The 23,198-nt window shown below is 57.3% G+C and carries 20 protein-coding genes and 1 tRNA gene; 12 read left to right on the top strand and 9 right to left on the bottom strand.

The features are described from left to right. Window positions 1-145 precede the first annotated feature (145 nt). From QRN31_RS21470 to fabI, 6 genes are read left to right on the top strand one after another with little or no spacing between them, the layout of a single operon-like run. Window positions 146-1,978, top strand: coding sequence for an extracellular solute-binding protein (locus tag QRN31_RS21470; RefSeq protein WP_285434409.1), 1,833 nt, complete (start codon window positions 146-148; stop codon window positions 1,976-1,978). Further along, window positions 1,975-3,816: an extracellular solute-binding protein gene (locus QRN31_RS21465; RefSeq protein ID WP_285434408.1), complete on the top strand. Its 1,842-nt coding sequence runs from the start codon at window positions 1,975-1,977 to the stop codon at window positions 3,814-3,816. Before QRN31_RS21470 ends, QRN31_RS21465 begins: the two co-directional genes overlap by 4 nt. 3 nt (window positions 3,817-3,819) lie before the next feature. Continuing rightward, window positions 3,820-4,893: a microcin C ABC transporter permease YejB gene (locus QRN31_RS21460; RefSeq protein WP_285434407.1), complete on the top strand. Its 1,074-nt coding sequence runs from the start codon at window positions 3,820-3,822 to the stop codon at window positions 4,891-4,893. A 1-nt stretch (window position 4,894) separates the two neighbouring features. Continuing rightward, on the top strand, window positions 4,895-5,914 hold the full coding sequence (locus QRN31_RS21455) for an ABC transporter permease (protein WP_285434405.1): 1,020 nt from the start codon (window positions 4,895-4,897) through the stop codon (window positions 5,912-5,914). A 1-nt stretch (window position 5,915) separates the two neighbouring features. After that, on the top strand, window positions 5,916-7,526 hold the full coding sequence (locus QRN31_RS21450; protein ID WP_285434403.1) for an ABC transporter ATP-binding protein: 1,611 nt from the start codon (window positions 5,916-5,918) through the stop codon (window positions 7,524-7,526). 21 nt (window positions 7,527-7,547) lie between these two features. After that, a complete protein-coding gene (gene fabI / locus QRN31_RS21445; protein ID WP_008152082.1) occupies window positions 7,548-8,342 on the top strand; it encodes an enoyl-ACP reductase FabI in 795 nt (264 codons plus the stop codon). A 62-nt stretch (window positions 8,343-8,404) separates the two neighbouring features. Here fabI and QRN31_RS21440 read toward each other — a convergent pair whose 3' ends face one another. Then, on the bottom strand, window positions 8,405-9,076 hold the full coding sequence (locus tag QRN31_RS21440; protein ID WP_285434400.1) for a Bax inhibitor-1/YccA family protein: 672 nt from the start codon (window positions 9,074-9,076) through the stop codon (window positions 8,405-8,407). 123 nt (window positions 9,077-9,199) lie between these two features. Between QRN31_RS21440 and QRN31_RS21435 the strand changes: the two genes are divergently transcribed. Continuing rightward, window positions 9,200-9,287, top strand: a tRNA-Ser gene (locus tag QRN31_RS21435). A 274-nt stretch (window positions 9,288-9,561) separates the two neighbouring features. Here QRN31_RS21435 and QRN31_RS21430 read toward each other — a convergent pair. The 4 genes from QRN31_RS21430 to QRN31_RS21415 form a co-directional block, all read right to left on the bottom strand. Beyond that, a complete protein-coding gene (locus QRN31_RS21430; RefSeq protein WP_285434399.1) occupies window positions 9,562-10,542 on the bottom strand; it encodes an isopenicillin N synthase family dioxygenase in 981 nt (326 codons plus the stop codon). 271 nt (window positions 10,543-10,813) lie between these two features. Further along, window positions 10,814-11,713 (bottom strand): glycine betaine ABC transporter substrate-binding protein, encoded by a 900-nt coding sequence (locus QRN31_RS21425; RefSeq protein ID WP_285434398.1) that lies wholly within the window; start codon window positions 11,711-11,713, stop codon window positions 10,814-10,816. Between the two features lie 142 nt (window positions 11,714-11,855). After that, window positions 11,856-12,791, bottom strand: a complete 936-nt coding sequence (locus tag QRN31_RS21420) for an electron transfer flavoprotein subunit alpha/FixB family protein (protein WP_285434396.1) — start codon at window positions 12,789-12,791, stop codon at window positions 11,856-11,858. Then, window positions 12,791-13,540 (bottom strand): electron transfer flavoprotein subunit beta/FixA family protein, encoded by a 750-nt coding sequence (locus QRN31_RS21415; RefSeq protein WP_285434394.1) that lies wholly within the window; start codon window positions 13,538-13,540, stop codon window positions 12,791-12,793. Before QRN31_RS21415 ends, QRN31_RS21420 begins: the two co-directional genes overlap by 1 nt. Window positions 13,541-13,745: 205 nt before the next feature. Between QRN31_RS21415 and QRN31_RS21410 the strand changes: the two genes are divergently transcribed. Both QRN31_RS21410 and QRN31_RS21405 read left to right on the top strand, forming a co-directional pair. Beyond that, window positions 13,746-15,782: an NADH:flavin oxidoreductase gene (locus QRN31_RS21410; protein WP_285434392.1), complete on the top strand. Its 2,037-nt coding sequence runs from the start codon at window positions 13,746-13,748 to the stop codon at window positions 15,780-15,782. A 162-nt stretch (window positions 15,783-15,944) separates the two neighbouring features. Then, window positions 15,945-16,328 carry a VOC family protein gene (locus QRN31_RS21405; RefSeq protein WP_285434390.1) on the top strand — a complete coding sequence of 128 codons (384 nt, stop codon included), beginning with the start codon at window positions 15,945-15,947 and terminating at the stop codon, window positions 16,326-16,328. A gap of 70 nt (window positions 16,329-16,398) precedes the next feature. Here QRN31_RS21405 and QRN31_RS21400 read toward each other — a convergent pair whose 3' ends face one another. Beyond that, window positions 16,399-17,175, bottom strand: coding sequence for a pyrroline-5-carboxylate reductase family protein (locus QRN31_RS21400; RefSeq protein ID WP_285434388.1), 777 nt, complete (start codon window positions 17,173-17,175; stop codon window positions 16,399-16,401). Next, on the bottom strand, window positions 17,165-17,872 hold the full coding sequence (locus QRN31_RS21395) for a TetR/AcrR family transcriptional regulator (protein WP_095632016.1): 708 nt from the start codon (window positions 17,870-17,872) through the stop codon (window positions 17,165-17,167). Before QRN31_RS21395 ends, QRN31_RS21400 begins: the two co-directional genes overlap by 11 nt. 242 nt (window positions 17,873-18,114) lie before the next feature. Between QRN31_RS21395 and QRN31_RS21390 the strand changes: the two genes are divergently transcribed. Together QRN31_RS21390 and QRN31_RS21385 are read left to right on the top strand one after the other, a co-directional pair. Continuing rightward, window positions 18,115-18,882, top strand: coding sequence for an SDR family NAD(P)-dependent oxidoreductase (locus tag QRN31_RS21390; protein ID WP_285434385.1), 768 nt, complete (start codon window positions 18,115-18,117; stop codon window positions 18,880-18,882). Window positions 18,883-18,894: 12 nt separating this feature from the next. After that, entirely contained in the window at window positions 18,895-19,650 is a 756-nt protein-coding gene (locus QRN31_RS21385; protein ID WP_285434383.1) for an SDR family NAD(P)-dependent oxidoreductase, read from the top strand. Window positions 19,651-19,728: 78 nt separating this feature from the next. Here the strand turns inward: QRN31_RS21385 and QRN31_RS21380 are convergent, their stop codons facing one another. After that, window positions 19,729-20,508 carry an SDR family NAD(P)-dependent oxidoreductase gene (locus tag QRN31_RS21380; protein ID WP_285434381.1) on the bottom strand — a complete coding sequence of 260 codons (780 nt, stop codon included), beginning with the start codon at window positions 20,506-20,508 and terminating at the stop codon, window positions 19,729-19,731. A gap of 449 nt (window positions 20,509-20,957) precedes the next feature. On the opposite strand from QRN31_RS21380, the gene fdhA reads away from it, so the two are divergent. Next, window positions 20,958-22,157: a formaldehyde dehydrogenase, glutathione-independent gene (gene fdhA / locus QRN31_RS21375; RefSeq protein ID WP_102614267.1), complete on the top strand. Its 1,200-nt coding sequence runs from the start codon at window positions 20,958-20,960 to the stop codon at window positions 22,155-22,157. 103 nt (window positions 22,158-22,260) lie between these two features. Here fdhA and QRN31_RS21370 read toward each other — a convergent pair whose 3' ends face one another. Next, window positions 22,261-23,178, bottom strand: coding sequence for a DMT family transporter (locus tag QRN31_RS21370; RefSeq protein WP_285434377.1), 918 nt, complete (start codon window positions 23,176-23,178; stop codon window positions 22,261-22,263). Between the last annotated feature and the right edge of the window lie 20 nt (window positions 23,179-23,198).

Genomic DNA, 23,198 nt, shown 5'->3' with positions numbered 1-23,198 from the left:
GCAAGCCCGCTGCCACGGGATCTGCGATCCGCAGGGCTATCGAGCCCACCATTAACAGCGCATTAACCCCCTGTCTTTTTCCTGTCGATACAAGCTGTTACTGTACGGCCCACAAAGCCCAAGCCGCCTGGATCGGATCTCTGACTTGAAGCGTCCCCTCCTCCTGCTCCTGATCAGCCTGGCCTTGAGCTCCACCGCAAGCGCGACGATCACCGAAAGCCACGGTTATGCGCAGTTCGGCACGCTCAAGTACCCGGCCAGATTTACCCACTTCGACTGGGTCAACCCGCAAGCGCCCAAGGGCGGTACGTTGCGGGTGATGGCGTTTGGCACCTTCGATACGCTCAACCCCTACACGTTCAAGGGCTCGAGCCCGGTCTCCACTCCCAATTTCCTGCAATACGGCATCAACGAGCTCAACGAACCGTTGATGGTCGGCACCGGCCAGTACGCACCGTCCGGCGACGAGCCGACCTCCAGTTACGGCCTGATTGCCCAATCGGTGGAATACAGCGAAGACCGCAGCTGGGTGGTGTTCAACCTGCGCCCTGAGGCGCGGTTCCACGATGGCACCCCAATTACTGCCTACGACGTGGCGTTTTCCTACCGCTTGCTGCTCAAGGAAGGTCATCCGCAATACCGCACCAGCCTTCAGGAAGTGTCGCGGGTCGACATCCTCAATCCCCAGCGCATTCGTTTTGTGTTCAAGCGCGCCGGCAATCCGCTGCAGATCCTGCGCCTGGGCGAGTTGCCGGTGCTGCCCCAGCATTACTGGAAAGGTCGCGATTTCAAGGCCACCACCTTCGAACCGCCACTGGGCAGCGGCCCGTATCGCATCACGTCGGTCACGCCTGGGCGTCAAATCGTTTTCGAACGGGTCAAGGACTACTGGGGCAAGGACCTGGCGGTCAATCGCGGCAAGTACAACGTCGATCGTATGGAAGTCGAGTTCTACCGCGACAGCGATGTGGCCTTCGAAGCCTTCAAGGCTGGCGAATTCGACATCTACATCGAGCATCAGGCCAAGAACTGGGATAACGGTTACAACTTTCCGGCCGTCACTCGGGGCGACGTGATCAAGGCGCAGATCCCGCACCAGATCCCGACCCAGACCCAAGGCCTGTTCATGAACAGCCGCCGCCCGACCTTCGCCGATAGCAAGGTTCGTGAAGCGCTGGGGCTGATGTTCGATTTCGAGTGGACCAACCGCACGCTGTTCAGCGGCGCTTACGCGCGCGCCTTGAGTTATTACCCCAACAGTGAATTCTCAGCCTCCGGGCTGCCGGTCGGGCACGAATGGCTGATGCTCAAGCCCTATCGCGAGCAATTGCCCGCCAAGCTCTTCACCGAGCCGCTCAGCCTGCCGAAGACCGAAGGGCGCGGCATCCCCCGGGAAACCATGCGAAAGGCCCTGACGCTGCTCGCCGAGGCCGGCTGGAAACTCAATGGTCAACGGATCGAGAATGCCAAGGGTCAGCCACTCAGGCTCGAGATATTGCTGGTCAACCCGAACCTGGAACGCATCCTTCAGCCTTACGTCGAGAACCTCGCCAACATTGGCGTCGATGCGCGGCTGCGCACCGTCGACCGCGCCCAGTACAAACAACGCCTGGATCAGTTCGACTTCGACATGATCCTCATGACCTTGAACCAGACCCTCAGCCCAGGCCTGGAACAATGGCAGTATTTCCACTCCAGCCAGGTCGGGGTCAAGGGCAGTAAGAACTACGCCGGCATTGCCAACCCGGTAGTCGATCACTTGCTTGAACAGCTGCTCGCCGCCCAAACACGCGATGAACAAGTCGCCGCCGGCAAAGCCCTGGACCGTGTACTGCTGTGGCAGCACTACATGATTCCCAACTGGTACCTCAATTATCACCGCCTGGCCTACCGCAACCGGTTCGCCTTCGTCGCCACGCCGCCCTACACTCTGGGGCTGTCCGCGTGGTGGCTGAAATCTTCGGAGAAAGATCGATGAAACCCGTCAGCGCCCTGCTCTTGCAGGCCAGCGGTCTGCTGTTTGCCGGGCTGGCCTGCGCCGCCCCGCAACACGCCGTGACCCTGTACAACGAGCCGCCGAAATACCCGGCTGACTTCAAGCATTTCGATTATGTGAACCCCGACGCGCCCAAGGGCGGGATCTTTCGCCAGGCCGGGTTCGGCGGCTTCGACAGCCTCAACCCGTTCATCAGCAAAGGCGTGCCGGCCGACGACATCGGCATGATCTACGACACCTTGGCCAAACAGGGCATGGACGAGCCATTCACCGAATACGGGCTGGTCGCCGCCAAGATCGAGAAAGCCCCGGACAACAGCTGGGTGCGTTTTTACCTGCGACCCGAGGCACGCTTCCACGACGGCCATCCGATCCGTGCCGAAGACGTGGTGTTCAGCTTCCAGACGCTGACCAAGGACGGTGCCCCGCTCTATCGCGGTTACTACAGCGACGTCGACGAAGCGGTCGCCGAAGACCCGCTCACCGTGCTGTTCAAGTTCAAGCACAGCAACAACCGCGAACTGCCGCTGATCCTCGGTCAGTTGCCGGTCTTGCCGAAACATTGGTGGGCGAACCGCGATTTCAACAAGGGCAACCTGGAGATGCCCCTGGGCAGCGGCCCGTACAAAGTCAGCGAAGTCAAAGCCGGGCGCTCGGTGCGCTATGAGCGGGTCAAGGACTATTGGGGCAAGGACCTGCCGGTCAACCGCGGGTTCTACAACTTCGACGTGATGACCACCGACTACTACCGCGACAACACCGTGGCCCTGGAAGCGCTGAAGGCCGGGCAGTTCGATTACTGGCTGGAAATGACCGCCAAGAACTGGGCCAACGCCTACAACATCCCGGCCGTCACCGAGGGCCGGTTGATCAAGGAACAGATCCCCAACGGCAACCCCACCGGCATGCAGGGTTTTGTGTTCAACCTGCGCCGCCCGGTCTTCCAGGACGTGCGCGTGCGTCAGGCGTTGACGCTGTTGCTGGACTTTGAATGGACCAACAAGCAGCTGTTCAATGGCGCCTATGTGCGCACCCGCAGCTTCTTCGAGAACTCGGAAATGGCCGCCACTGGCCTGCCTGACGCCGATCAACTGGCGATCCTCGACCCGTTTCGCGGCAAGATTCCCGAGCAAGTATTCAGCGAGGCGTTCCAGAACCCGGTAACCGACGCCAGCGGCATGATCCGCACGCAGCAGCGCAAGGCCTATCAACTGTTGCAAGAGGCTGGCTGGCGGATCGTCGATGACAAGATGGTCGATACCAACGGCAAACCGGTGAGCATCGAATTCCTGCTGGCCCAGACTGAATTCGAACGCGTGCTGCTGCCGTTCAAGCGCAACCTCAGCGACCTCGGGATCGACCTGGTGATCCGTCGGGTCGATGTGTCGCAATACATCAACCGCGTGCGTTCGCGGGACTTCGACATGATCGTCGGCAGCTTCCCGCAGTCCAACTCGCCGGGCAACGAACAGCGTGAATTCTGGATGTCCGCCGCCGCCGACAAACCCGGCAGCCGTAATTCCATGGGCTTGAAAGACCCGGTGGTGGACCAACTGGTCGAGCAACTGATCAACGCCGATTCGCGCAAAAGCCTGGTGGCTCATGCCCGGGCGCTGGACCGCGTGCTGCAATGGGGTTATTACGTGATCCCCAACTGGCACATCAAGACCTGGCGCGTGGCTTACTGGAACCACATCGGCCATCCAAAAACCTCACCCAAGTACGACATTGGCATCAACACCTGGTGGGTCAAGCCCGACGCTAAACCGGCGGTAGAAGTCGAAACCAAACTGCAAGCCGACCCTGCGGGCACGGAGTAATAGATGCTGGCGTATATTTTTCGGCGACTGCTGCTGATCATCCCGACCTTGCTCGGCATTTTGCTGATCAACTTCGTGATCATCCAGGCCGCCCCGGGCGGCCCCGTAGAACAGATGATCGCCAAGCTCGAAGGCTTCGAAGGCGCCACCAGCCGTATTGCCGGCGGCGGTGCCGAAGTGTCGGTGGCCGGATCGGCGTATCGCGGTGCCCAAGGCCTGGACCCGGCGCTGGTCAAGGAAATCGAGCACATGTACGGTTTCGACAAATCGGCGCCGGAACGCTTGTGGATCATGATCAAGAACTACGCCACTCTGGATTTCGGCGACAGCTTCTTCCGCGACGCCAAGGTCATCGACCTGATCAAGGAAAAGATGCCAGTGTCGATCTCGCTTGGGCTGTGGAGCACCCTGATCATGTACCTGGTGTCGATCCCGCTGGGGATCGCCAAGGCGACGCGGCACGGCAGCCACTTCGATGTCTGGACCAGTTCGGCGATCATCGTCGGCTACGCGATCCCGGCGTTCCTGTTCGCCATCCTGCTGATCGTGGTGTTCGCCGGCGGCAGCTATCTGGACTGGTTCCCGCTAAGGGGCCTGACCTCCAACAACTTTGCTGAACTGAGCACTGGCGGCAAGATCCTCGATTACTTCTGGCACCTGGCGCTGCCAGTGACGGCGCTGGTGATCGGCAACTTCGCGACCATGACCCTGTTAACCAAGAACAGTTTCCTCGACGAAATCAACAAGCAATACGTCGTCACCGCCAAGGCCAAGGGCCTGACCAATCACCGTGTGCTGTACGGCCATGTGTTCCGCAATGCCATGCTGCTGGTGATCGCCGGCTTCCCCTCGGCGTTTATCGGGATTTTCTTCACCGGCTCGCTGCTGGTTGAGGTGATCTTCTCGCTTGATGGCCTCGGCTTGATGAGTTTTGAAGCGGCGATCAACCGCGATTACCCGGTGGTATTCGGCACACTGTTTATCTTCACCTTGCTGGGGCTGGTGGTGAAATTGATCGGCGACCTCACCTACACCTTTGTCGATCCGCGCATCGATTTCGAAAGCCGGGAGCATTGAGATGAATCTGTCCCCACTCAATCGCCGGCGTTTCGAGCTGTTCAAGGCCAACAAGCGCGGCTGGTGGTCGCTGTGGCTGTTTTTGGTGCTGTTCGGTCTGAGCCTCGGCGCCGAGCTGATCGCCAACGACAAACCGCTGGTGGTGCATTACGACAATGGCTGGTACTTCCCGGCGCTCAAGCGCTACCCGGAAACCGCGTTCGGCGGCGAATTCCCGCTGGAAGCCAACTACAAAAGCCCTTACATCCGCGAACTGCTCAAGGCCAAAGACGCCTATGTTTTGTGGGCACCAATTCCCTACAGCTACCAGAGCATCAACTACGACCTGAAAGTCCCGGCACCGGCGCCGCCGTCGGCCGACAATCTGCTGGGCACAGACGACCAGGGCCGAGATGTATTGGCGCGGGTGATCTACGGTTTCCGGATTTCGGTGCTGTTTGCCCTGACGCTGACCATTCTCAGTTCGATCATCGGCGTTATCGCCGGCGCCTTGCAGGGCTTCTATGGCGGCTGGGTGGATCTGGCCGGACAGCGATTCCTGGAAATCTGGTCCGGGTTGCCGGTGCTGTACCTGCTGATCATCCTCGCCAGCTTCGTCCAGCCTAACTTCTGGTGGCTGCTGGGGATCATGCTGCTGTTCTCGTGGATGAGCCTGGTGGACGTCGTGCGCGCCGAGTTCCTGCGTGGGCGTAACCTAGAATACGTGCGAGCGGCACGGGCACTGGGGATGCAAAACGGTGCGATCATGTTCCGTCACATTCTCCCCAACGCCATGGTTTCGACAATGACGTTCATGCCGTTCATCCTGACCGGCGCCATCGGCACCCTGACTGCGCTCGACTTCCTGGGCTTCGGCCTGCCACCGGGCGCACCGTCGCTGGGTGAGCTGGTGGCCCAGGGCAAATCCAACCTGCAAGCGCCGTGGCTGGGCATGAGCGCGTTTGCGGTGCTGGCGTTGATGTTGAGTCTGCTGGTGTTCATCGGCGAGTCCGCTCGCGATGCCTTCGACCCGAGGAAGTGAAATGAATCAGGACAATCTGATCGAAGTGCGCGACCTGGCCGTCGAATTCGTCGTTGGCGATCGCGTTCAGCGCGTCGTCGAAGGCGTCAGCTTCGACATCAAGCGCGGCGAAACCCTGGCACTGGTGGGCGAAAGTGGCTCTGGCAAATCGGTGACCGCGCATTCGATCCTGCGGTTGCTGCCCTACCCGCTCGCTCGTCACCCGTCCGGGACCATTGAGTATTCCGGGCAGAACTTGCTGAGTCTGAAAGAGAAAACTATCCGCCATATCCGGGGCAACCGGATCGCGATGATCTTCCAGGAGCCGATGACCTCGCTCAACCCGCTGCACTCGATCGAGAAACAGATCAACGAGGTACTGGGCATTCACAAGGGCCTGATCGGCAAAGTGGCGACCAAGCGCACGCTGGAGTTGCTGGAAATGGTCGGCATTCCCGAGCCGCACAAGCGCCTCAAGGCCCTGCCCCACGAATTGTCCGGCGGCCAGCGCCAGCGGGTGATGATTGCCATGGCCCTGGCCAACGAGCCGGAACTGCTGATCGCCGATGAGCCGACCACGGCCCTGGACGTAACCGTTCAGCTGAAAATCCTCGAATTGCTCAAGGAATTGCAGACCCGTCTGGGCATGGCGCTGTTACTGATCAGTCACGATTTGAACCTTGTGCGAAGAATTGCGCATCGCGTATGTGTCATGCAGCGCGGTTGCATCGTCGAACAGGCATCGTGCGAAGAGCTGTTCCGCGCGCCGCAGCATCCGTACACTCGGGAACTGCTGGCAGCGGAGCCCAGCGGCAAGCCGGCGACCAATATCATTGGCCCGCCACTGCTGCAGGTCGAGGACCTGAAAGTCTGGTTCCCGATCAAGAAAGGCTTACTGAAAAAGACCGTCGACCACATCAAGGCGGTGGACGGCATCAATTTCAGCCTGCCCCAGGGCCAGACCCTGGGGATTGTGGGAGAAAGCGGTTCAGGCAAGTCGACACTGGGGTTGGCGATTTTGCGGCTGATTGCCAGCAAAGGCGCGATCCGTTTTGAAGGCAAGCAGCTAGACTGCCTGACGCAACAACAGGTTCGGCCTTTGCGTCGGGAGATGCAGGTGGTGTTTCAGGACCCGTTTGGCAGCCTGAGCCCGCGGATGTGCGTGAGCCAGATCGTCGGTGAAGGCCTGCGGATCCACAAGATGGGCACCGAGGCGGAACAGGAACAAGCGATTATTGCGGCATTGAAGGAGGTAGGCCTGGACCCGGAAACCCGGAACCGCTACCCCCACGAATTTTCCGGTGGGCAACGGCAGAGAATCGCCATTGCCCGGGCATTAGTGCTAAAACCGGCGTTGATTCTGCTGGACGAGCCGACTTCGGCCCTCGACCGCACCGTTCAACGCCAAGTGGTGGAGCTGCTACGTTCACTGCAAACCAAGTACAACCTGACGTATCTGTTTATCAGCCATGACCTGGCTGTCGTCAAGGCGCTGAGCCACCAGCTGATGGTGGTCAAGCATGGCCAAGTGGTCGAACAGGGAGACGCGCAAAGCATCTTTGCCGCCCCCCAACATCCGTATACACAGCAGTTGCTGGAAGCCGCTTTCCTGGCACCAGCCACTGCGCAATAACCTGAAAGAGAGGAGCAACACATGGGTTTTCTCGCCGGTAAGCGCGTACTGATCGTCGGTGTCGCCAGTAAGCTGTCCATCGCATCCGGCATCGCTGCCGCCATGCATCGCGAGGGCGCTGAGCTTGCCTTCACTTATCAGAACGACAAACTCAAGGGTCGTGTCGAAGAGTTCGCACAGAGCTGGGGTTCCAACCCTGACCTGTGCTTCCCGTGCGACGTGGCCAGCGATGAAGAGATCGCCAAGGTTTTCGTTGAACTGGGCAAGAAGTGGGACGGCCTGGACTGCATCGTGCACTCCGTCGGCTTCGCCCCGGGCGACCAACTGGACGGCGACTTCACCGAAGCCACCACCCGTGAAGGTTTCCGCATTGCTCACGACATCAGCGCCTACAGCTTCGTGGCCCTGGCCAAGGCTGGTCGCGAAATGATGAAAGGCCGCAATGGCAGCCTGCTGACCCTGTCGTACCTGGGTGCCGAGCGCACCATGCCTAACTACAACGTAATGGGCATGGCCAAGGCTTCCCTGGAAGCTGGCGTACGTTACCTCGCCGGCTCCCTGGGCCCGGACGGCACCCGCGTCAACTGCGTATCGGCTGGCCCGATCCGTACCCTCGCGGCTTCCGGCATCAAGAACTTCCGCAAAATGCTGGCAGCCAACGAAGCGCAAACCCCGTTGCGTCGTAACGTTACCATCGACGAAGTCGGCAACGCCGGCGCCTTCCTGTGCTCGGACCTGGCGTCCGGCATCAGCGGCGAAATCATGTACGTAGACGGTGGTTTCAACACCACTGCAATGGGTAGCCTGGAAGAGTGATCTTTCGCTAGCCAATAAAAAAACCCGCCTAGGCGGGTTTTTTTATGACTCAAAGCTGGCGATTAATCATCGCGGCTCATGATGCCGAACAGCTGCAACAAGCTGACGAACAGGTTGTAGATCGATACATACAGGCTGATGGTCGCCATGATGTAGTTGCGCTCGCCGCCCTGAATGATGGCACTGGTCTGGAACAGAATGCAGACCGAGGAGAACAGCACGAAACCTGCGCTGATCGCCAGTTGCAGACCGCTGATCTTGAAGAAGAAGCTTGCCAGCGTCGCACCCAGCAACACGAAGAAGCCAGCCGTGATGAAACCACCGAGGAAGCTCATGTCCTTGCGGGTAATCAGCACGTAAGCCGACAGGCCACCAAACACCAGCGCGGTCATCGCAAAGGCCGAACTGACGACTTCAGCGCCGCCCTGCATGCCCAGGTAGCGGTTGAGGATCGGGCCGAGCAGGAAACCCATGAAACCGGTCAAGGCAAATGCCGACACCAGGCCCCAGGCCGAATCACGGAGTTTGTTGGTGAGGAAGAAAAGCCCGTAGAAGCCGATCAGCACCACGAACACGTTCGGGTAACCGACACGCATTTGCTGAGCGACGAACGCCATCACGCCGCTGAATGCGAGGGTGAGAGCAAGCAAGCCGTATGTGTTGCGCAGGACGCGGCTAACCTCTAGCTGCTCAGCCTGCACGCTGTTATTAACTGCGTAATCCTGTTCGCGCATGGCGACACTCCTGTTGGTTTGAAACGTTCAGTCGCAAAGATCATAACAGACGCTCTGTAACAAGCTATGCAGAGAGTTTGACAGTGTGTTTCATTCAGGTATTATGGCGCCCGCAACGCAAACGGAGGTGTGGCCGAGTGGTTTAAGGCAACGGTCTTGAAAACCGTCGACTGTAACAGGTCCATGAGTTCGAATCCCATCGCCTCCGCCATCTTTATACGACAAAGCCCTGATTATTCAGGGCTTTGTCGTTTCTGGCTTTTGGAAAAACTTCACCGCCCACACCCTGGATGAAGTCCAGCCGATCCGCCCCAGCGGTGGTTTCCCAATGGGGCAGTCCCCGACGCATCGACGATCCACTCGGCCGTGACGGCGGCCATCGAGCTGTCTACCAGCCGGATTAGCGACACGTGAGCAGGTAAACGAGCCAAATCGAACTGATCAACGAAACTCCAGCTCAGGAGCGGCGTTGAATTGATAACCCTCTATGCGCCTTGCAGATGCGCATAGCTATCTACAAAGCGCTTAAATTTGTGTTGGCCACATGTGTACGCTTCATACTTCGCGGGTAGAGCCTCGCTCACGCAGGTCGGCACAGGTTCAACAACCGCATCGAAATCCAAATCAATAAAGAAGGGTATTGAATAGCGCTCCAGACCGCTGGTATTTATGACGCGATGCATTGTCGAGGTGTAGCGATCGTTGGTGAGTGTTTGAACCAGATCACCAATATTGACGATAAAAGTGCCTTCAACTGGTGGGGCAGTAACCCACTCCCCTGCCCGGTTCCTGACTTGCAAACCGCCAACCGCATCTTGTGATAGAACAGTCAAGAAACCGTAGTCCGTGTGTGCCCCAATACCAATCTCCTCTTGGGAAATTCTTCCGATCTGGGGCGGGTAACGCAAAATCCGCTGAATCGTGATGGGCTTACGCTGAAGGTGTTCAAAGTAATTTTGTGGTAGACCCAAGCTCAGCGCGATCCCACCAATCAGCATTCGCGCGAGGGCCAATACAGAGGAATGGTAATCTTCGGCAACCTTCTCAAATTGCGGCAGTGCCGATGGCATTTGATTAGGACCAAAAAATGGAGAGACCTCATCGTAATGAGCTCCGCAATCAAAACACTCTTTGAAATCGCGGGTATTAGCAGGATCGACGTTTTCCGCGTACATCGGTATATAACCACGTAGCGTGGGCCCGGAATTTACGACATTCAGCTTGTTCTTCTCATCAAAAGGAAGCTTGAAAAAGCTTTTGGTAAGCGCATACATCTCATCTATTAACTGCTGGTCAATGCCATGGTTTTTTATATAAAAAAAACCCACCTTTTCGCATGCGTCACCTATTTGGCTTGCCACCTCCAGTGGATTTTCGCCGTTTATGAGCGACGATATATCTATGACGGGAATTTCAGTGAACGCTGTTTGTTTGCTAGCCAGCCGAATATCAAATAACTCTGTCACGTATGTTCTCCTTTCAAGAATGTCAATTAGGCAGAAGATTTAGAAAGCACGGCGATACCCTCTTTAATCTTACTGAGTCACATGATTGCTACTGCTCGTTTATTTCTCTCGAACTAATGTTCAAGAACCACTCATCATATATCGTCGCAACGCAATACAATGACCTGTGTCCGGTATCTATAAAAATCCGATCCAAAGATGAACACTCAATACCCTTCACTCACTGCAAAGGGCATCGAACTGCAAAATAGTGACAAGACAGTGGCCGTCGTCACTGGCCCGCTGTTGTTGCAGCAGTCGTGCCGTCAAACATTGCGGCAAAGCGGGGCTTGTTGGCTGAGTAGTATTCTGCAACTACCTTATCTGCCGAGCTATCACGCGCGGTAGCCATCATTTTCTCAAGGTCAGCTTTAGGAATTTTGAAGTTGGCGAAGAATCGAGCAACATCGGGGTGTTCTGCGCTAAAACCTTTGCGGGCAACCGCGTGGATTTGCTCAGAGCCTCCGAAAATCTGCTTCGGATCATCCAAATATCGCAGTGACCACTTGGAGAACATCCAGTGCGGGCTCCATGCGTTAATCAAAGACCACTTGTCACGTTTCAGATTACGATCCAACTCGCTCAACATTCCAGACTCTGAAGAGGCGACCATCTTATATCCATCAAGACGATATTCTTTAATGGCCTTTTCCGTAAGTTTGTACTGACCATTACCCACTTCGGAAGTCAAAATCTTGCCACCGAGTTTTTCCCTTACCTCTGGCTTGTTAAGGTCTTCGACACTGGCGATTTCACTGACAGGAATAGAAGTGGGTACCGCCATGCCAATCCGTCCCTCATAAAGCACCCCCAAGTCTTCGAGCTTGTCGCGGTATTTATCATAAAAGGACTTGTGAGTGCTTGGCAGCCACACCATAGGAATCAGGTCGATATTACCGTTAGCCAGCGCCTGAAACTGAATACCAATATCGGCAAGAACCAATTTGACCGGTTGCTTCAGGTGATCTCGCAGCGCCGTGTCTGCCAGCTTTACAGCGATCTCCGTATCCGACCAATTCACCCAACCAATACGGATAGGCACGGGCTCCTCGGCATGAGCTATCAGGCTGCCGGAGATCATAACCAAACCTGCAAGCCAGCCGGTACAAGTTTTACTGGATAACGTAATCATGTGCATCTCCGCGTGCTGTATTAATAGTTATTGGCAGGACAGCAGAAGCATCAACGCCTCGTATAAAAATGCGAAGCCCATATTGAACTTTCAAATATGAAACTTCGCCCATTGTTCTGCCATGGAATCATCATCAACTCACTCACAATGCCTTTTCGAGCGCTGGTAATGCCTCAAACAAATCCGCAACCAACATGTAATCTGCAACTTGGGCGATCGGCGCCTCAGCGTCCTGGTTGATCGCGACGATTACCTTTGATCCACTCATACCCGCCAGGTGTTGAATGGCGCCACTGATACCTGCGGCGATGTAGAGATCCGGTGCCACTATTTTCCCCGTCTGCCCGACTTGCAAGTCGTTGGGGGCAAAACCCGCGTCCACTGCAGCGCGTGATGCGCCTACGGCGCCACCGAGCTTGTCTGCCACACGTTCGATCAATGCAAAATTCGCTTTGCTCTGCATCCCGCGACCACCGGAAACGACGACACGAGCGCTCGACAGGTCAGGCCTTTCGCTCACCGTCAGCTGTTCGCTTACAAAGCTGACAGTGCTTGCACTGCGCCCCCCATTAACGGCCATGACTTCGCAGCGATCCTGATGGGACGAGGCTTGGGCAAAAGCCGAGGTACGGAGGGTGAGCAACTTGACTGAATCGATGGACTGAACGGTGACGATCGCGTTGCCGGCATAAATGGGTCGCTCGAAAGTGTCTGCCGACACAATTTTGATGACGTCCGAAAGCATGCCGACATCCAGGCTGGCCGCTACCCGTGGCAACACATTGCGCCCCATGCTGCTCGCATCGGCCATTACATGGGTATAAGTGTCGCCCACTAGCGAAGTGATCAGTGGCTGGACATTTTCGGCCAGCGTCTTCTCGAACATCTCATCCTGCGCGAGCAGCACTCGATGCAGGCCCTTGGTAAGCGCGGCCTGTTCCGCAACGTCTGATGCCTCTGGCCCACCCATCACAAGCAAATCCGTTTCGAAGCCCAGATCGATAGCAGCAGTAATCGCACTCAATGTGCCTGCCGTGAGTTGAGTCCCTTTGTGCTCGGCTATAACCAATGTGCGCATCAAACTAACCCCGCCACGTTTCTCAGTTTTTCCACCAGTTCAGATACCGAACTGACGTTGACACCTGCTTTTCGCACTGGAGGTGGCGTCACCTTGAGCAGCCGGGTGTGCTCCCTCACGCTCGCGCCCAAGCCATCAGCGGCAATCACCTCGAGCGGTTTTTTCTTGGCCTTCATGATGTTTGGCAACGAGGCATAGCGCGGTTCATTAAGGCGCAGATCACAGGTAATAACGGCGGGTGCCGTAAGGGCCACAACCTGGCTGCCACCATCAACTTCACGTTCAACAACCCATCGGCCATCGGCATAGCTGATGGCCGAGGCAAAGGTGGCCTGACCACTGCCTATCAATTGCGCAACCATCTGCCCGGTCTGGTTGTTCTCCTGGTCGATAGCCTGTTTACCAAAAAGGATCAATTGCGGCTTTTCGTTATCGATCACTTTGCTGAGGTATTTGGCCACGTTGAGCGGCTCGAGCATCGCGCTCGTTTCAACCAGAAGTGCTCGATCTGCGCCAAGCGCTAATGCCGTACGTAATTGTTCTTGCGCAGCAGAAGTGCCAACTGAAACGACCACCACCTCGCAAACCACGCCTTTTTCCTTAAGGCGAAGAGCTTCTTCCACTGCGATTTCGCAGAAAGGGTTCAAGGCCATCTTTACGCCATTCAGGTCGACGCCTGAACCATCACCTTTAACACGCGCTTTCACGTTCGGGTCGATGGCGCGTTTTACCGCTACGAGCACTTTCATAATTCCCTCGGGCACTCATCAATCGATGCAATGGATGACAGGCGTGGATGAGCCAGTTCAGTCCTTGTTTTGACGGATGTTAATCCTGGATTTTTTGTTGCGCAAGCAAAATGTACACCTGTGTCACCACCCATTGACACAGGTGTACATTTATCCTAATTTCTAGTCACCAAGCCTGATGAAGCCCACTTTGGAGCGCACCACGATGTCCAGCGATCCCTTGCTGCAACCCTATAAAATCAAGAATCTGACCCTCAGAAACCGGATCATGACCACCTCCCATGAACCGGCCTACCCTGTGGATGGCATGCCCAAGGATCTCTATCGCGCCTACCACGTGGAGCGCGCAAAGGCCGGTGTCGCCCTGACCATGACTGCCGGTTCCGCTGCCGTCTCCCGAGACAGCCCGCCGGTATTCAACAATGTGCTCGCCTACAAGGATGAAGTGGTCGGATGGTTGAAGGACCTGACCGATGAATGCCACGAACATGGCGCGGCAGTGATGATCCAGTTGACTCACCTGGGCCGCCGCACCCGCTGGGACAAGGCCGACTGGTTGCCGGTGGTGTCGCCGTCACACCGTCGCGAGGCGTCACACCGCTCCTTCCCGAAAAAAATGGAAGAATGGGACATCGAGCGGATCATCAAGGACTATGTAGACGCGGCGGAACGCATGAAGGCGGCAGGTCTCGATGGTCTGGAGCTTCAGGCTTACGGGCATTTGATGGACCAGTTCTGGTCGCCGTTGACCAATGACCTCGACGGCCCTTATGGCGGGTCACTTGAAAATCGCATGCGCTTTACCTTCGACATCCTGCGTGGCATCCGCCAGCGGGTCGGCGAAGATTTTCTGCTGGGGGTTCGCTACACCGGTGATGAAGAATTGCCCGGGGGTTTTACTGCCAGCGAGGGCATGCAGGTTTCTCACATGCTCAAGGACAGCGGACTGGTCGACTTCCTGAACGTCGTGCGTGGTCACATTGATACGGATGCAGGGCTGACTGATGTCATCCCGATTCAGGGTATGCGCAACTCGCCTCATCTCGACTTCGCTGGCGAGATCCGCTCCTCAACAGGCTTTCCGACCTTCCACGCGGCGAAGATTCCCGACGTGGCCACCGCACGCTACGCGATCGCCTCGGGCAAAGTGGACATGGTGGGTATGACTCGTGCGCACATGACCGATCCGCACATCGTGCGCAAGATCATCGAAGGGCGCGAAGAAGATATTCGCCCGTGCGTCGGCGCCAACTATTGCCTGGATCGCATCTACCAGGGTGGCGCGGCCTACTGCATCCACAACGCAGCGACGGGGCGGGAAACCACCATGCCCCATGACATTCCCAAAGCCGCCGTCAAGCGCAAGGTGCTGGTGGTCGGTACCGGCCCTGCCGGGCTGGAAGCGGCGCGGGTCGCCGGTGAGCGCGGCCATGATGTAACGGTACTTGAGGCGGCTGACCAACCTGGCGGGCAGATTCGTCTGACGGCATTGAGCGAGCGTCGTCGCGAGATGATCAGCATCATTGATTGGCGCATGGCGCAATGCGAACGACTGGGGGTGAAGTTTCATTTCAACACCTGGGCCGAAGCCGACACCGTGCAAGCCTTCGAGCCTGACGTGGTCATCGTGGCGACCGGAGGCCTTCCGGATACCGAGGTGCTCCGCGAAGGCAACGAACTCGTGGTTTCAACCTGGGACATCATCTCCGGTGACATCAAGCCCGGTCGCAACGTACTGATCTTCGACGATGCCGGGGATCATGCTGCTCTACAGGCAGCCGAAGTCATCGCCAATAGCGGCGCGAAAGTAGAAATCGTGACCCCTGACCGCTCGTTTGCACCGGAAGTCATGGCCATGAACCTGGTGCCCTACATGCGCAGCCTGCAGGATCTGGACGTCACTTTCACTGTCACCTACCGCGTCGATACCGTGGAAAAACGTGATGGCGGACTCGTTGCAACCTTTGGCAGCGACTACGGACAGGTTCACAAGCAACGCATGGTCGATCAGGTGGTCGTCAACCACGGCACCCTCCCTCTGGACGACCTGTACTTCGACCTGCGTCCTCTCTCCACCAATGGCGGCGCGGTAGAGCAGCATGACCTGATAGCCGGCACGGCACAGAACATCGTCACCAATCCCGAAGGACGCTTCCAACTGTTCCGGATCGGCGACGCCGTGTCTGCTCGCAACACCCACGCGGCCATCTACGACGCTTTGCGCCTGGTGAAAGAAATCTGAATTCGAGCCTCCATTCTTGTTGGAACGGAGGCTCGCCATGAACAAGAGGGAAACCATGTCAGCAGTGACCATTAAATCGAAAGCGGCAGTCGCTTTTGGCCAAGGCACTGCCGTGATATCGGCCAGCGCTCACACCCGCATCACAACCCAAAGGAAATCAAAATGTCTGTTTTTACCCATGTCACTGTCGGTACCAATGACCTTGCCAAAGCACGGACCTTCTATGATCGTGTTCTCAAAGAAATTGGTCTTAACCGTGTTGCCGACCTTGATGAATCCGGCTCCATTTGGGGCGTGGATAAACCGTCGTTCTTCGTGCTAAAACCCGCTAATGGCAATCCTGCCAACGTTGGCAATGGCGTGACCGTGAGTTTCGAAGCGCCAAATCGCGCTGCAGTACATGCATTCCACGAAACCGCACTTGCGGCGGGTGGCACCTGTGAAGGCCAACCGGGTTCGCGTAGCTGGGCTGAAAATGCCTATGCCGCTTACGCTCGGGACCTTGATGGCAACAAACTGGCTGTCTACTGCTTCAAGGCGGAATAATCGCAAACGGTTGATGCTTTCTACAGTGAAGGCCCTTCAGCGGGCCTTCACTGTCTATCCCCTGCCCTGGCTACATGCCCCGACGCGCAACTTCAGCGCCGGCCTTTACCGCCGCCCCCACAATGGACTCGATGTTCTGATCGGCCATCGACTGCAGCGCTGCCGCCGTCACGCCACGGTAGGCCATCAACGACTCAATCATTTGTCGCGGATCGCGGCTGGCAAGCATCTGGCCTCCCCCCACCACTACGCCTTGTGCAGCGCGCTGCGCGATGGCAAGGGGGATTCCTGCAGCCACCGCCTGATCAGTCAGCGCCAATTGCAGCATCGCCGGGAAGGCCGGCCCAGTCCCGGACAATGCGCTGAGATAATCAATACAGTCTTCATCCGGCACTTCGTCAGCCGACCCTACGCACTCGAACAGTCGCTGCACCCACTGGCGGTCGCGCTCAACAAGGTTTCCGGCACAGTACCAAGGCGTGAACGACTGCCTGATTTCCACGGCCGCATTCGGCATGGCCCGCACGATTACATCCGCACCGGTTGCCGCGCTGATGGCTGCCGCCGGAACTCCGGCCATCAGAGAAATCACTAGCTTGCCGCGGGCGTTGATCAGCAGTTCGCGAAACTGCTCCGGCCGGATGGACAGCACGACAATATCGCTGAGGTCCACCAACTGCTGGTTGTCGGCCAGCAGCCTCACGCCAGGCTCAAAAGTACTGACACCTGAGCGGTTCGAGATCAACAAATGGTCAGGCTTGATGAACCCGCTATCGAGCAGCGCCTGCGCGATTGCGCGCCCGAGCCAGCCGGTGCCCCCAATGATGCCCAGGGTTCTATTCTCCATCGGCAGGAGACTCCTCGAATGTATCGACCAAGGGAACAAAAACACCGGGCTCTTTTTCTGCGTAGCCGAACTTTCCATAAAAGCGGTCCAGCTCGCGACGCTTCGGTACCTTGCCGGTAAACACGCTCACGTACTGGGGAATCCGTCGAAATCGCACGACAATGTCTTCATTGGTTTTCATCGAGATGTAGCCGATCTGTGTGAGGTAGATCGTCCTGGCCCGAACGTCAGCCCCCTCGACGTCGTAACCAAACCGTCGGAACATCGCGGCCAGGGCATTCATCCGCGCTTCATCGGCTAGAGCGATTTCAGCTTTGACCTCGTCCGATTGCAGCGCCCAACTGCGCACGGCAAATTCGAACTGCGAGTCGAACAGCTCAGGGTTCAGCCAGCACTCAAAGACGTTGAGAATCGCTTCTGAAATGCTTTCTGCATAACTCTCACATTGGCTGACCATACCGCCGGTGTTCTTGTCCCGCCATCGAGCCAGGAGTGCCGCGAGCAGCTGTTCCCGATCTTCATAGAACCAGTAGAAGCTGGTGCGAGACAAATTCAAGCGCTTGGCCAGCGGCATCACCCGCACAGCATCCACACCCGACTCTTTAAGAGCATCGTAGGCAGCATCCAGCCAACCATCGACGGAGCCTCGCCAGCCTGCGTCCTGCGCTTTGGTTTTAGCCCTTCCTGTCTGTGACATTCGGGTTGCACCTTTCTTTGTAAATTCCTAGTCACTGTACACCCCGAAATCTGTGGCGTACACGGCATGTACATGGGCGTACATTTTTTAGACATATGTTCGCTATGCAAGAGGATGTTTGGTGCGTGCGCGATTTTTTGGATAACGCCACGTCATCTTTGGCCCGGTAAAAAAGTTGTTGGACGCTGCGATCCATTGAAACCAAATAATGGCTCCGACAAAAACTTCAAATAGGTTGCCCTATGAAATTCAATAATAAAGTGGTGATCATCACCGGCGCTGCCGGGGGCGTCGGACAGGCGTTAGCGTTATTGTTCGCACGTGAAGGCGCCAAGCTTGTCTTGTCTGATCTTGACGAAGCCGGTTGCAAATCAATCTCCGCAAAAGTCCGTGACCTGGGCGCAGAAGTCCACTACGTGGCAGGCGATTTGCGCCGAAAAGAATATTGCGAAGCGATTGTCCAAACGGCCGTCGATATATTTTCGGGTATCGATATCGTGTTGAACAATGCGGGCATCATTCCCCGGGGCACGATTGAGGAAACCACTGACGAGATGTGGTTTGACGCCATGGGCGTAAACCTGAATGCGGTGTTCTTCATCTGCCGTGCCGCGATACCGCATATGAAAAATCGCCCGGGCGCCGCAATCGTCAACACATCCTCTGTCTGGGGCATTTATCCCGGCCCCGCTCATGTGGCGTATTGCACAAGCAAAGGGGCTGTCGCGGCGTTAACCAAAAATCTGGGCCGCGATTGCGCCCCTTTGGGCATCCGTGTCAACGCCGTGTGCCCGCACGAAATCAACACCCCGATGATACGCAGCGGCTTTGAGCGTCGAGGCCTGGATCCGGATAAAGCCGTGCAAGAACTGAACAAGAGCGTGCCATTAGGCCGCATCGCCGAGCCTGAAGACATTGCGGATGTCATCGCATTTCTGGCGTCCGACGAGGCCAGGTACATCGCCGGTGAAACGGTAGAAGTCACAGGCGCCAAGCCGGTATCCGGCTAAGGAGAGTTAGCGATGCTCAACGGTAAAAATGTAGTGGTGACCGGGGGCGGCAGAGGGATTGGCCGAGGCATCACCGAACAATTGCTTGAGGCAGGAGCGTCTGTGTTGATCGCTCAGCGCCAGGCACTGGACGCCGACTTGCGAAATCACCCTCAAGTCTATTTCGTCGAGGCTGATCTCGCCTCGATGGAGTCGCCCAATTTGATTGCCCAGTTCGCCCAGGAGCAGCTTGGCGGAATCGATGTCTTGGTTAACAACGCCGGGTTCATGTTCGAGAAATCCATTGATGATATGACCGAGCAGGACTGGGATCGCATGATGGCAGTCAATCTGCGGGCGCCAGCATTCCTGTGCAAGGCGTTGGTGCCTCAGATGCGTCAGCGAGGCGGTGGCAGCATTATCAACATCGGTTCGATCGAAGGCATAGGCGCCAACCCTGAACATGCCGCGTACTGTGCGTCCAAGGCGGGCATCCATGGGCTGACCCGAGCCTTGGCAGTCGATCTCGGCCGAGACGGGATCCGCTGCAATGCCATTGCTCCGGGTTGGATAAATTCCGAGCTGAGTGATGCATACCTCGCCGCTCAAGCTGATCCGCGTGCGGCGCGCCAGGCACTCCTGCGCCTTCACCCGGTCGGGCGTACCGGATTGCCGACGGATGTTGGCGGGACAGTCGTATTCCTGGCCTCGGAGTCATCGGCCTTTATCACCGGGCAAGTGCTGGTGGTGGATGGGGGGCGCACCGCGAAACTACCACTGCCGTTTTGATCGAATTCGCCTGAATCGCGACGGAGGAAGTCACTTGCTCTCCTCCGCCGCAAATTTTTGCGGCGGACAACGCATTCATTACTTGGGTGCTTTGTTCTCTATCAGGCAATTGCCACCATCGATCACCAACAACTCTCCAGTGATGTAACTGGACTCAGGTGAGGCCAGGAATGTAACGGCAGCAGCCACTTCTTCTGGGCGACCCGCCCTGCCAACCGGGACATACTTCGCTGCATTCTCTTCCTCTGGAGTGCTTGACCCAGTGGCGATCCAACCCGGCGCGACCGAATTCACAGTGATTCCATAGCCCGCAACCTCAAGGGCCAGGCTCATGTTCATACCCACCATTCCGGCTTTTGCCGCGGCATAAGCCGCCTCGCCTCGATTACCGGCTCGAGTGCCAGTCGTGGAGCTGACATTGACGATACGGCCGTAACGTCTGTTACGCATCCCCGGCAAAATTCCACGGGTCAACAGAAAGGCAGTTGTCAGATTTCGAGCAATTGAAAGATTCCAGCTATCGACACTCATGTCCGCCAGTTCGGCAAAAGGCTCCGGGTGCCCCTGGGCGGCCATGCCGGCATTGTTCACAAGAATATCGATTCGCCCCCATACCGATTCGGCCCAAGTGGTCAGTTCAAGGACTTGATCCTCTTCGCTCAGGTCAGCCGCACGCCCGTGCACTTCAAACCCTGCGACGCGTAACTCCTCCACTCGATCATGGATGCGAGCACTGCTGCCTGTGATGATCAACCTCACGCCGAGGCTGCCCAGACGCTTCGCAATCGCAAAGCCAATGCCACGTTCACTGCCCGCGCCACTGACAAGCGCTACCTGATCACTCCAGTCCGAAACCATTGCTTTTTGCTCCTGTCCGTCCAGGGTTAGCCCCTGAATCCATGGAAATTGAGGGGGAAGATAGACTCAACACACACCCCATGCCTAACACTGCAGGTGGATATCTGGGGGTACAAATGCTGATCCTGGTGGTAAGTACTGCGTCCTCATAGAAGATCCAGACTGAATCATAGACGCACTAGGTATGGAGCGATGCAAACCTCCAGCAAGCCTAGCGGTTGAGTGTCCTGAAACGGGTGGTGATTGGGTGCTAAATGCTCTCGCCGGGTACTGATACCAGGCGTAGGATCGATACGATGACGGCTAATCACGCGTCGTTGGAAGGTAACTTCCAACCCATCTGCATTCACGCGCGAACGCAAGACATATACCGCCGCACTGTAAGGCCGCGCGACCCTTTTCGCAGTACAAGGGCCGTGTTCTCACAACAACAAAAGCGAGGTGAAATCATGTCTGGTAATCGTGGTGTCGTGTATCTCGGCGCAGGCAAGGTCGAGGTGCAGACCATCCCCTATCCGAAAATGCAAGACCCGCGCGGCAAGCGCATTGACCATGGCGTGATCCTGCGCGTGGTCTCGACCAATATCTGCGGCTCCGACCAGCATATGGTGCGTGGCCGGACCACGGCCCAGGTCGGGCTGGTGCTAGGCCATGAGATCACCGGCGAGGTGATCGAAAAGGGCCGCGACGTGGAAAACGTGCAGATCGGTGACCTGGTCTCGGTGCCGTTCAACGTCGCCTGCGGCCGTTGTCGCAGTTGCAAGGAACAGCACACCGGCGTCTGCCTGACGGTCAATCCGGCGCGCCCCGGTGGTGCCTATGGCTATGTGGACATGGGCGACTGGGTTGGCGGCCAGGCCGAATACGTGCTGGTGCCGTATGCCGACTTCAACCTGCTGAAGCTGCCTGATCGCGACAAGGCGATGGAGAAAATCCGCGACCTGACCTGCCTCTCCGATATCCTGCCGACCGGCTACCACGGCGCGGTGACCGCCGGTGTCGGCCCTGGCAGCACCGTGTATATCGCCGGCGCCGGCCCGGTCGGACTGGCTGCCGCCGCCTCCGCCCGTCTGCTGGGAGCGGCGGTAGTGATCGTCGGCGACGTCAATCCGCTGCGTCTGGCGCATGCCAAGGCCCAGGGCTTCGAGATCGCCGACCTGACCAAGGACACTCCACTGCACGAGCAAATCGCCGACCTGCTCGGTGAGCCGGAAGTCGATTGTGCGGTCGATGCGGTGGGCTTCGAAGCCCGTGGCCACGGCCATGACGGCGCACAGCACGAGGCCCCGGCCGAAGTGCTCAACGCCCTGATGGGCGTGGTGCGGGTCGCCGGCAATATCGGTATCCCCGGTCTGTATGTCACCGAAGACCCGGGCGCGGTCAACAAAGCCGCCAAACATGGCAGCCTGAACATCCGTTTCGGCCTCGGCTGGGCCAAGTCCCACAGCTTCCACACCGGCCAGACCCCGACGATGAAGTACAACCGCCAGCTGATGCAGGCGATCATGTGGGACCGCATTCACATTGCCGAGGTCGTCGGCGTGCAAGTGATCAGCCTGGACGACGCGCCGCGCGGTTACCACGAGTTCGACGCCGGGGTGCCGAAGAAATTTGTCATGGATCCGCACAAGCTGTTTAGCGCGGCCTAAGGAGTAGGTTGGGAAAAGGGCAGCGTTGAGCTGCCCTTTTTTATCGCCTTGTCTTGCCCTGAAAACCAACCACGCATTGATTACTTCATCCACTCAGGTACGTTCACGCCTTTGCCTTAATCGCATACAGCCCCCCAATAATCACCAACGCTGCACCGACAACCACCCAGGTGTCCGGACGCTCGGCAAACACGATCACACCAATCAACGTGGCGAACACCAGAAGCGCATAGTTGAACGGCTGCAGGGAAGAAGCGGTCGCGTATTTCAGTGCTTGAATGAAGAGAATCTGTGCGACTACGCCCGTCAATGCCAGGATCCCCATCAAAAGGCCCTGGACTGGAGTCGGAGTCACCCATGCAGGCAGCCCCGCAAATGTGACCGTCAGGGCACCCACACTGGCCATGAAGAGCATGTTCGTCGCAAAGGAATCATGCTGGCTAATCCGGCGCGTCAGTACGTTGAACACCGCGAACGCCAAAGCAGCCAGCAAGGGGATCAGCGCCGCGAGTTCAAAGACGCCCGCGCCTGGTCTGAGAATGATCAGCGTGCCGGTGAACCCTATCGCCGCAGCAACCCAGCGCCGCAGCCCTATGAACTCCCCAAGCACCGACCCCGCCAATGCCAGTGTCATCAGCGGAAATACGGCATAGAGTGCATGCATTTCGGCGAGGCCCAAATATCGTAGCCCCACTGCAAACAGTAGGGTTTCACCCACGGCAAGCAACGCTCGAATGATTTGCAGCCAAGGGTGCTTACTGCGAAATGACGCTTTGGCCCTACCTTGGTAAGCGGCATACGCGAGAGCAAAAATGACAAACACCCAATAACGCAGCATGACCAGTTGGGCGACCGGGAAGTCTTTGACAAGCACCTTGGTTATTCCGTCCTGGCTCGCAAAGATAAGCATTGAAAGCAGGCATAGAAAGATCCCGAGTTGGGGCCTCGCGACCCCAGGACTAGTGGCGACAGTGGGCGCAGTATTTTTTGTTCGGACGCGCTTCAATCGCAACTCGGTCATGCCCTCCTCCTTAAAATTTC

Origin of the sequence: Pseudomonas sp. fls2-241-R2A-110 (genome assembly GCF_030209165.1) — a bacterium.
In the GTDB taxonomy this organism is placed as follows: Bacteria; Pseudomonadota; Gammaproteobacteria; order Pseudomonadales; family Pseudomonadaceae; genus Aquipseudomonas.
This window is presented reverse-complemented; position numbering and strand designations above follow the sequence as displayed.